Consider the following 9,420-nt stretch of genomic DNA (forward strand, 5'->3'; position numbering starts at 1 on the left):
GGAACCCGAACTCGGAGACGAAGCGGGGGGCGTACTCGCGGTAGGCGGAGTAGTCCCGGGAGTTCCACACGTCCCAGATGTGCACCGTGCCGTGGCGGGGGTCGTTGGGGTGCAGGTACTCCGTGTACGAGAAGGGGCTGGCCGCGGAGTACGGGGTGCGCGGGTCCAGCTCGGCGACGATCCGGGGCAACAGGTCGAGGTAGTAGCCCGCTCCCCAGGTGCGCCCGGCCAGCGGTACCCGCCAGCCCCACTCCACGTAGCCCCAGACGTTCTCGTTGCCGCCGTTCCACAGGGCCAGGCTGGCGTGCCGGGACAGCCGGGTGACGGCCTCGCGGGCCTCGGCCTCGACCTCCGAGCGCAGCGGCTCCTCCTCGGGGTAGGCGGCGCAGGCGAAGAGGAAGTCCTGCCAGACGAGCACGCCCTGCTCGTCGCAGAGGTCGTAGAAGTCCTCGCTCTCGTAGATCCCGCCGCCCCAGACGCGCAGCAGGTTCATGTTCGCCTCGACGGCGTCGCGGACGCCGCGCTCGTACGTGCCGCGGTCCAGGCGCGGCAGGAAGGCGTCGTCGGGGATCCAGTTGGCGCCGCGCACGTTCACGGGGCGGCCGTTGACGGAGACGGTGAACGGGCTGCCGTGCTCGTCGGGGGCGACGTCGAGGGTGACGGTGCGGAAACCGACCCGCCCGCTCCAGGTGTCGGTGGGCCCGGCGTCCAGCTCCAGGCGCACCGCGACGTCGTACAGCGGCTGCCCGCCGTACCCGCGCGGCCACCACAGCTGCGCGTCGGGGACCTCGACGACGGCCACCGCGGTGCCGGCGCCGGCGGCCAGCGGGACGCGGGTGGCCCGGCCGGCGACCTCGACGACGACGGTGCCGGTGGCGTCCTGCGCGCCGGGCACCCGCTCGACGTCGACGTGCGCGGTGAGCACGCCGCGCCCGCCGTCGACACCGGCCAGCGGGCGGACGGCGCGGATGCGCGCGACGCCGGTGGACTCCAGCGCCAGGGAGCGCCAGATGCCGACCGTGGCGACGTCGATCCCCCAGTCCCAGCCGAAGTTGCTGGCCGTCTTGCGGACGGCGTTGAACGGGTGGTGGTTGACGTGCGGGCGCGGGCCCTGCTCGGCGGCGAGCCGCTCGGCCGCGTCCACCGGGGCCTCGAACTCGACGACCAGCTCGTTGTCGCCCTCGCGCAGCAGCCCGGTGACGTCGAAGCGGTGGGTGCGGTGCTGGTTGGCGGCGCGGCCGACCTCGGTGCCGTTGAGCCGCAGCACGGCGACGGTGTCCAGGCCGTGCGCCACGAGCTCCTGGCGCGGGCGCCCGTCGGGGGTCCAGCCGAACACCGCGCGGTAGGACCAGCCGGTGCGCCCGATCCAGGCGAGCCGGGCCTCGTTGTCGCCGTCGAAGGGGTCTGCGATCGCCCCGGCGGCGAGCAGGTCGGTGTGCACGACGCCGGGGACGGTGGCGGGGACGCCGGCCCCGCGCAGCGCGGCCGCCGCCTCGGGCAGCGGCCCGGCGAGGGCGAGCAGCGTCCAGGTCACGCCGGCGGCGGAGTCCAGGGAGGTGGTGGCGACCGCCACAGGGGCGCCGTCCCGCTCGCCGGCCCGGCTCGGCGCGTCCAGGGCGTCGGTGGTCACGATGCGATCCTCTTCTCGGTGGCGTGCCGGTCGGGGACGCCGGCGCGGGCGGCGACGTCGTCGATGTGCTCCCACTGCCCGGTGTGGTGGTCGAAGCAGACGGAGTTGTCGATCCCGGACCGGTCCACCGGTGAGGAGGCGATCACCCCGCCCACCCGCTCGGGGTCGGGGGCGGCCTGCGCCAGCAGCTTGGTGTAGTCGTGGTGGGGGTCGAGGATGACCGCGTCGGCGGGGCCGCGCTCCACCACCCGGCCCCGGTAGAGCACGAGGATCTCGTCGGAGAAGTGCCGCGCGGTGGCCAGGTCGTGGGTGATGTACAGGACGGCGAGGTCGTCCTCCCGCTGCAGGCGCGCCAGCAGGTTCAGCACGCCGAGGCGGATGGACACGTCGAGCATGGACACCGGCTCGTCGGCGACGAGGACCTGCGCGCCGGGGGCGAGGGCGCGGGCGATGGCGACGCGCTGGCGCTGGCCGCCGGACAGCTCGTGCGGGCGCCGGGCGGCCATGTGCTCGGCGGGGGTGAGGTTCACCCGGCGCAGCATCTCCAGCACCCGCTCGTGGGTGGCCGCCGCACCCCGGGTGCGCCCGTGGATGCGCAGCGGCCGGGCGACGTGGTGCTCGACGGAGTGGAACGGGTTCAGCGACGCGAAGGGGTCCTGGAACACCATCTGCACGTGCCGGCGGTACAGCGACCCCACCACGGGGGTGCCGTCGCCGAGCCGCACGTCGATCCGCCCGGAGGTGGGCTTCTCCAGCCGGGTCAGCAGCTTGGCGATGGTGGACTTGCCGGAACCGGACTCCCCGACGAGGGCGACGGTGCGGCGCGGCAGCAGGCTGAAGCTCACCCGGTCCACGGCCCGCAGGTCGCGGCGGCGCAGGCCGTCGCGGATCCCGTAGTCCTTGACGAGGTTGGTGACGTCGACGCTGGTCACGGCAGCTCCTCCGGCTCGTCGACGGCGCCGGTGCGGATGAACGCGCCGCGGTCGCCGCTCAGGCTCGGGAAGGACCCGAGCAGCTTGCGGGTGTAGGGGTGGCGGGCCGCGGTGTAGAGGGTGCGCGCGGCGTCGAGCTCGACGATCCGCCCGCCCTTCATGACGGCGATCCGGTCGGAGATCTCCAGCAGCAGGGGCAGGTCGTGGGTGATGAAGACGACGGCGAAGTCCAGCTCGTCGCGCAGCCGGACGATCTCGCGCAGGATGTCGCGCTGCACGACGACGTCGAGCGCGGTCGTCGGCTCGTCCATGATCATGATCTGCGGTTCCAGCAGCATCGCCATGGCGATCATGACGCGCTGCCGCATGCCGCCGGACAGCTCGTGCGGGTAGGACCTCAGCCGCAGCGGGTCCACGCCCACCCGCACGAGGACGTCGGCGCAGCGCTCGCGCCGGGTGTGCCTGTCGGTGCCGGAGGTGTGCGCGCGCAGCGTGTCGTCGAGCTGGGCGCCGATGGTGCGCACCGGGTTCAGGGCGTTCATGGCGCCCTGGAACACCATCGACAGCTTCGACCAGCGGAAGCGGCGCAGCGCCTCGTCCTGCAGGGCGAGGACGTCGACGTTCTCGCCGCTGCGGTCGTGGAAGGTCACGCTGCCCGAGGCGATGCGCGCCGGCGGCAGGTGCAGGCGGTTGACCGCGTAGGCGAGGGTCGTCTTGCCGCAGCCGGACTCCCCGGCCAGGCCGAGGATCTCCCCCCGGCCCAGCTCGAAGCTCGCGCCCTCGACCGCGGTCACGGGGCGCTCGGTCTCGTAGACGACGGTGACGTCGCGGACGCTGAGCACGGGCTCGCGCGCGGTGCGCCGCTGCTGCGGCGTCACGGTGGTGGTGGTGCTCATGCCGCGGCCGCCCTCTTCTCCGCCTTCGCCAGCAGGCGCGCGCGCCTGCGGTGCAGGCGCACGTTCTTCAGCTTGGGGTTGATGATCTCGTCGATGGAGAAGTTGATGAGCGCCAGGCCCATCCCGAGCAGCGCGATGATCAGACCCGGCGGCAGGAACCACCACCACGCCCCCAGCGGCAGCGCGAAGCCGTTCTGCGCGTAGAAGAGCATCGTGCCCAGCGTCGAGGAGTTCGAGGCCCCCAGGCCGAGGAAGGACAGGCCGGCCTCGCCGAGCACCGCGGCGATGACCGCGAAGACGAACTGGGAGGCGAGCACGGGCAGCAGGTTGGGCAGGATCTCCACGGCGATGACCCGCCACGGCCTCTCCCCGGCGATCCGGGCCGCGGCGACGTAGTCGCGGTTGCGCACCGACAGCGTCTGCGCCCGCAGCACCCGGGCCGAGGCGGCCCAGCTGGTGAGGGCCAGCACGACGGCGATCGTCCACAGCCCGCGGCTCTCCCGGGGCACGAAACCGGAGATCACGATGACCAGCGGCAGGCCGGGGATGACGAGGAAGACGTTCGACAGCAGCGAGAACGCCTCGTCGGCGAACCCGCCGAGGTAGGCGCCGTAGATGCCGAAGAACGCCGACAGCACGGTGGCCAGGACACCGACCAGGAAGCCGATCTGCAGCGAGCCCCACGTGGCGTGCGCGAGCTGGGCGAACACGTCCTGACCGGTCTGCGTGGTGCCCAGCAGCAGCTCCCGCGACGGACCGGTCATGCCGATGTCGCGGATGGCGTCGGGGTCGCCGACGAAGAAGCGCGCGACGGTCCCGTAGAGGACGATGCCGCCGACCAGGACGAGGCCGAGGGCGAGCCACGGCGTCATCGTCGGCAGCATGAGCCGCCACGCGGACCTGGGCTTGCCGCCCTGCTCGCCGTCGGCGGCGGCGAGCAGCTCGGTCGGGTCCTCGACCGCGGGCCCGGTGACGGGCTGGATGTTCGTCATGGCTCTCCTGGGGCCTCAGGCCCGTGCCCGGGTGCGGGGGTCGATGAGGCCGTAGAGCAGGTCGACGACGAGGTTCGCGCCGAGCACGGCCAGGGTGATGTACAGGAACACGCCCTGCATGAGCGCGTAGTCGTTGTTCGTCACGGCCCCCAGCAGCCGCGATCCGATGCCGGGGTATGAGAAGACCTGCTCGGTGACCACCGAGCCGGAGACCACGAACCCCAGGGAGATGGCGAAGCCGGCGACCGAGGGCAGGACCGCGTTGCGGGCGGCGTAGTTGCGCAGGATCCACCGCGACGGCAGCCCCTTGGCGCGCGCGGTGAGGATGTAGTCCTCCGACAGCGTCGAGCCCATCATGTTGCGCATCCCGAGGATCCAGCCGCCGAGGGAGGCCAGCACGATCGTCAGCGCCGGCAGGAAGCCGTAGTAGGCGGCGGAGGAGATGAAGTCCGCGTTCCAGCCGGGGGTGAGCACGACGTCGTAGCCGCCCTGGGAGGGGAACAGCCCCATCATCCGGGAGAGCACGTAGACGAGCACGAGGGAGAGCCAGAAGTAGGGCACCGCCGCCAGCAGCGTGGTGGCGGGCACCAAGGAGTCCAGCCACGAGCCGGGCCGCCAGCCGGCGACCGCCCCCAGCAGCACCCCGATGACGGCCGCGATCAGGGTCGCGATGCCCACGAGGACGACGGTCCAGGGCATCGACGCGGAGATGACGTCGGTCACCTTGGCCGGGAAGTAGCTGATCGACACCCCGAGGTCGCCCTTGAGGAGGTTCGTCAGGTACGTCCAGTACTGGGTGAGGAGCGGGTCGTCGGTGTCACCGCCGAGGAGGGCGGCGTACGCCTTGCGGGTCTCGGCGGTGACGGTGCCGCCGCGCTGGCTGAGCTTGGCGAGCAGGATGTCGACGGGGTCGCCCGGGAGCATGCGGGGGATGGCGAAGTTCAGCGTGATCGCCGCCCAGCAGGCCACCGCGTAGAAACCGAGCTTTCTGAGGATGAAGTTCACGGCTGCACCTGTCCTGAGTCCGCTGCCGACCACGGCGGGGGCCGGGTGCCCGCGGGGCACCCGGCCGGTCCGCCTCGGGTCAGCTGCCCGCCGGCTTGAGGGTCTTGTAGATCTCCGCGGCGTCGAACGCCGACCAGACCGCCGGGAAGGCGTACTGGTTGTCGTCGGTGGGCCAGCCGGTGAACTTCTCGACGTTCCAGATGCTCGTCGTGCCGCCGGTGAGGATCGGGATGTAGGGCATGTCGGCGGTGATGGCCGTCTGGATGGTGTCGAAGAGCGGCTGGCGGCCGGCCTCGTCCTCCAGCGGCAGCGCCTTGAGGGCCTGGATGGCGGCGTCGACCTCGGGGTTGCTGTAGCGGCCGTAGTTGTTGCCGGCCGGCTTCGTCCCGACGGGGGAGGTCTGGTCCCCGCCGAGGTAGAAGTAGCTGTACAGGTAGTACGGGTCGGGGGCCGGGCCCTGCCAGAGCGAGTCGATGGCGAGCTGGAAGTCGCCCTTCATGCGCTTGTCGGTCCACTCGTTCCAGGACGACTGCGCGGCCTGCAGCTCGATGCCGGCCTTCTTGGCCTGCTCGGTGATCGTCTGCAGGGCGGTGATGTAGTCGGTCCAGCCGGTGACGACCTCGATGGTGAGGCTGAGCTTCTGCCCGTCCTTGGCGTAGATCCCGTCGGCGCCCTTGGCGTATCCGGCGGCCTCCAGGATGCTGCCGGCCTCGGCCGGGTCGGCCTTCTCCGGGGCGGTCTTCGGCTCGACCGCATCGGAGATCCACTTCTCCTGCGTCGCCGTCAGCGCGAAGCTCGGCGAGATCTCCGCGGCGGTGTCCTGGAAGGCCAGGGCGTTCAGCTGGGTGCGGTCGATGGCGTAGAACAGCGCCCGGCGGACGGCCGGGTCGGTCTGCGGACCGGTGCAGCCGAGCGCGGCGTTCGAGCAGGTGGCGAGCACCATCTGGTTCTGCGCGGCGGTGCCGGTGTCGTACCTGGGGAAGTTCTTGTTGGTGTTCTGGATGTCCGGGATGGGACCGGTCTGCCAGTCGATCGTCCCCGCGGCGATGGCGTCGGCACCGGCCTGGTTGCCGGACAGCGCGGGGAAGCGGATCGTCTTGACCGCCGGCGCGCCGCCCCAGTACGAGTCGTTGGCGAGCAGGGTGAACGCCTGGCCCTTGAAGTCGCCGATCGTGTAGGCCCCGGTGCCGACGGGCTTCTCCAGGACGTCGGTCTCGGGGTCGATCCCGCTCCAGATGTGCTCGGGCACGATGTAGACCTGGCTGATGACGTCGGGGCCGGCGGTGTACGCCGGGGTGTCCCACGCGAAGACGACGTGGGTGTCGTCGACGGCGGTGACGGTGCCGTTCCACCCGAAGCCGTTGAGGGCCGGGTGCTCGGTGAACATGTCGAAGGTGAAGACGACGTCGTCGGCGGTGAAGGGCTCGCCGTCGCTCCACGTCACGCCCTCGCGCAGGGTGACGCTCAGCTCGGTGCCGTCGGCGTTCCAGGAGTACTCGGTGCCCAGCAGCGGCTTGGGCTCGGACTCCTGCGCCTTGTTGATGAAGAACAGCGGCTCGAAGATCGTCCCCCGCCCGGCGATGGAGGAGGGCGAGTACGGGTTGAAGTTGAGCTGCCAGTCCCCGGCCTGGCCGGTGTAGGCCACGAGGGTGGTCGCGGCGTCACCGGAGGCGCCGCCCTCCTCCCCCGAGCCACCGCAGGCGGCCAGCAGCAGGGATGCTCCGGTGAGGGCGGCCGCGACGGTGAGACCGCGGCGGCGGGTGGGCGACTTCCGGTTCATTGGGGACCCCTCGGTGGTGACGTCACGACTTCGTGATCACTGCGGCTGGGTGGACGGCTCTGCGGTGCCCGCGGAGCGGTGACGGTGCCTGCGCTGGCACTGGGTCACGGCGTCTCCTGGGGCGACGGGTCGCGCGCGCCGGACCTCCAGCCGCGCTGCGGGAGTACCCGGGCGGAACCGGCGACCGCGGGCGGCCGGTCCGGGCTCCGACCCGGTGGGACGGGCAGAGCTTCACCGGTTCATGACATCGATGTCAAGAGGTGCTGAACCTGTTCAGCTCGGCCGTTGCCGTTCCGTTGCAATCATGTTCGGCGCCGCCGGCCGGCATCCGCACGCAGGCTGGCCAAAGCCGTGACATCGATGTCAGGATGCGCCGGCGGCCACCCGCAGCTGCGGCTGCCGTCCACCGCGACGACGCGAGAGGAGGAGGCCGTGACCGCGACCACCCACCCGGCGGCCGGTGACGGCCGCCCCACCCTGCGGCAGGTCGCCGAGCTGGCCGGGGTCAGCATCAAGACCGCCTCCCGCGCCCTCAACGGCGACGCCCACGTCCGCGACGTCACGTCCACCCGGGTGCACGCCGCCGCCGACCAGCTCGGCTTCCGGCTCAACGGGCTCGCCCGCGAGCTGCGCCGGGGCGGGCGGGCCGCCTCCGTCGGGCTCGTCATCGGCGACCTGGCCAACCCCTTCTACTCGCGCATCGCCCGCGGCGCCGAGCAGGTGCTGCGCGGCCACGGCCTGCAGCTGGTGACCTGCAGCACCAACGAGGACGCGGCCACCGAGCGCGCCCTGACGGCGAGCCTCGTGCAGCAGCGCGTGCGGGCTCTGCTCGTCGTCCCCACCACCGAGGACAGCGCCCACCTCGCCGACGAGCAGCGCCACGGCATGCCCGTGGTCTGCCTCGACCGCCGCCCCGTGGGCGCCGAGATCGACTCCATCGTGCTCGACAACCGCCGCGGCGCCGTCGCGGCGGCCGAGCACCTGCTGCGCGCCGGGCACCGCCGCATCGGCCTGGTGGGGGACTTCTCCCGGCTCTCCACCCACCGCGAGCGCGTCGCGGGGTTCGGCGAGGCCCTGCGCGCGGCGGGCATCGCCGAGTGGCAGCGCCACGTGCGCGGGGACTCCCACGACGAGGCCTCCGCCGAGCTCATCACCCACCAGCTGCTGTCCCTGCGCGAACCCCCCACCGCCCTGTTCACCACCAACAACCGCAACACCGTCGGCGCCCTGCGCGCCCTGCGCTCGCTCGGTCCGGCGGCCCCGCGGCCGGCGCTCGTCGGTTTCGACGACTTCGCCCTCGCCGACGTCCTCGGGATCACGGTCGTCGCCCACGAGCCGGAGGACATGGGCCGCCTCGGGGCGGACCTCGCCCTCGCCCGCGCCGAGGGCACCGGCCCCGACGGCGTCCGCTCCCTCGTCCTGCCCACCCGCCTCGTCGCGCGAGGCTCCGGAGAGGTCCCTCCCCCATGACGTCCGCCACCACCCCTCTCGTCCCCGCCGCCGGCGCCGCCGCCGCGGCCGGACCCGTGCTGGCCGTCGACATCGGCGGCACCAAGTTCGCCGCGGCCCTCGTCGACGCGGCCGGCGGCGTCCTGGCCTCCCACGTCGTGCCCACCCCGCGCTCGGCCGACGCGGAGGACGTCTTCGCCGCCGTCACCGCCCTCGCCGGGCACCTGCTGCCCGCGGCCGCCCCCCGCCCCGCCGGCGTGGGCATCAGCTCCGCCGGCCCGCTGGACAGCGCGCGCGGCACGGTGAGCCCGGTGAACATCGGCGCCTGGCGCGACTTCCCGCTGCGCAGCCGGGTCGCCGACCTCGTCGCCGGCCTCACCGGCGCCCCGGTGCCCGTGGTGCTGGCCGGCGACGGCATCTGCATGGCCATCGGGGAGCACTGGCTGGGCGCCGGCCGCGGCGCGGGGGCCGTGCTCGGCGTCGTCGTCTCCACCGGCGTCGGCGGTGGGCTCGTCCTCGACGGGCACGTGCACGCCGGCCCCACCGCCAACGCCGGGCACATCGGGCACATGACGGTGGACGTCGACGGCGACCCCTGCCCCTGCGGCGGGCGCGGCTGCCTGGAGGTCGTCGCCAGCGGTCCCTCGCTGGTGCGCCACGCCCGCCGGCACGGCTGGGCCGCGCCCGAGGGCGCCACCGCCCGCGAGCCCGCCGCCGACGCCGGCGCCGGGTTCAG

At 73.1% G+C, this 9,420-nt stretch carries 8 protein-coding genes; 2 read left to right on the plus strand and 6 right to left on the minus strand.

From position 1 onward, the window contains the following. From ABEB16_RS09230 to ABEB16_RS09255, 6 genes are all read right to left on the minus strand, one after another. On the minus strand, nt 1-1,630 hold a 1,630-nt coding region (locus ABEB16_RS09230; protein WP_425560145.1), incomplete at its 3' end, for a glycoside hydrolase family 2 protein. Further along, a complete protein-coding gene (locus ABEB16_RS09235) occupies nt 1,627-2,562 on the minus strand; it encodes an ABC transporter ATP-binding protein (protein ID WP_345711964.1) in 936 nt (311 codons plus the stop codon). The genes ABEB16_RS09235 and ABEB16_RS09230, both read right to left, overlap by 4 nt. Next, nucleotides 2,559-3,458 (minus strand): ABC transporter ATP-binding protein, encoded by a 900-nt coding sequence (locus ABEB16_RS09240; protein ID WP_345711965.1) that lies wholly within the window; start codon nt 3,456-3,458, stop codon nt 2,559-2,561. Before ABEB16_RS09240 ends, ABEB16_RS09235 begins: the two co-directional genes overlap by 4 nt. Then, nucleotides 3,455-4,450 carry an ABC transporter permease gene (locus tag ABEB16_RS09245; protein ID WP_345711966.1) on the minus strand — a complete coding sequence of 332 codons (996 nt, stop codon included), beginning with the start codon at nt 4,448-4,450 and terminating at the stop codon, nt 3,455-3,457. Before ABEB16_RS09245 ends, ABEB16_RS09240 begins: the two co-directional genes overlap by 4 nt. Before the next feature lie 15 nt (nt 4,451-4,465). Next, the gene (locus ABEB16_RS09250) at nt 4,466-5,455 is read right to left on the minus strand and encodes an ABC transporter permease (protein WP_345711967.1); all 990 of its coding nucleotides are present in this window, start codon (nt 5,453-5,455) and stop codon (nt 4,466-4,468) included. Nucleotides 5,456-5,534: 79 nt separating this feature from the next. Beyond that, complete coding sequence (locus ABEB16_RS09255; RefSeq protein WP_345711968.1) at nt 5,535-7,235, minus strand: ABC transporter substrate-binding protein; 1,701 nt, start codon at nt 7,233-7,235, stop codon at nt 5,535-5,537. Nucleotides 7,236-7,667: 432 nt separating this feature from the next. Here ABEB16_RS09255 and ABEB16_RS09260 point away from each other — a divergent pair, with 432 nt between their 5' ends. Both ABEB16_RS09260 and ABEB16_RS09265 read left to right on the plus strand, forming a co-directional pair. Further along, the gene (locus ABEB16_RS09260) at nt 7,668-8,705 is read left to right on the plus strand and encodes a LacI family DNA-binding transcriptional regulator (RefSeq protein WP_345711969.1); all 1,038 of its coding nucleotides are present in this window, start codon (nt 7,668-7,670) and stop codon (nt 8,703-8,705) included. Beyond that, nucleotides 8,702-9,420 (plus strand): ROK family protein (locus tag ABEB16_RS09265; protein WP_345711970.1); only part of this gene is annotated, 719 nt, incomplete at its 3' end. The genes ABEB16_RS09260 and ABEB16_RS09265, both read left to right, overlap by 4 nt.

This window comes from Kineococcus glutinatus (assembly GCF_039542765.1).
GTDB lineage: Bacteria > Actinomycetota > Actinomycetes > Actinomycetales > Kineococcaceae > Kineococcus_A > Kineococcus_A glutinatus.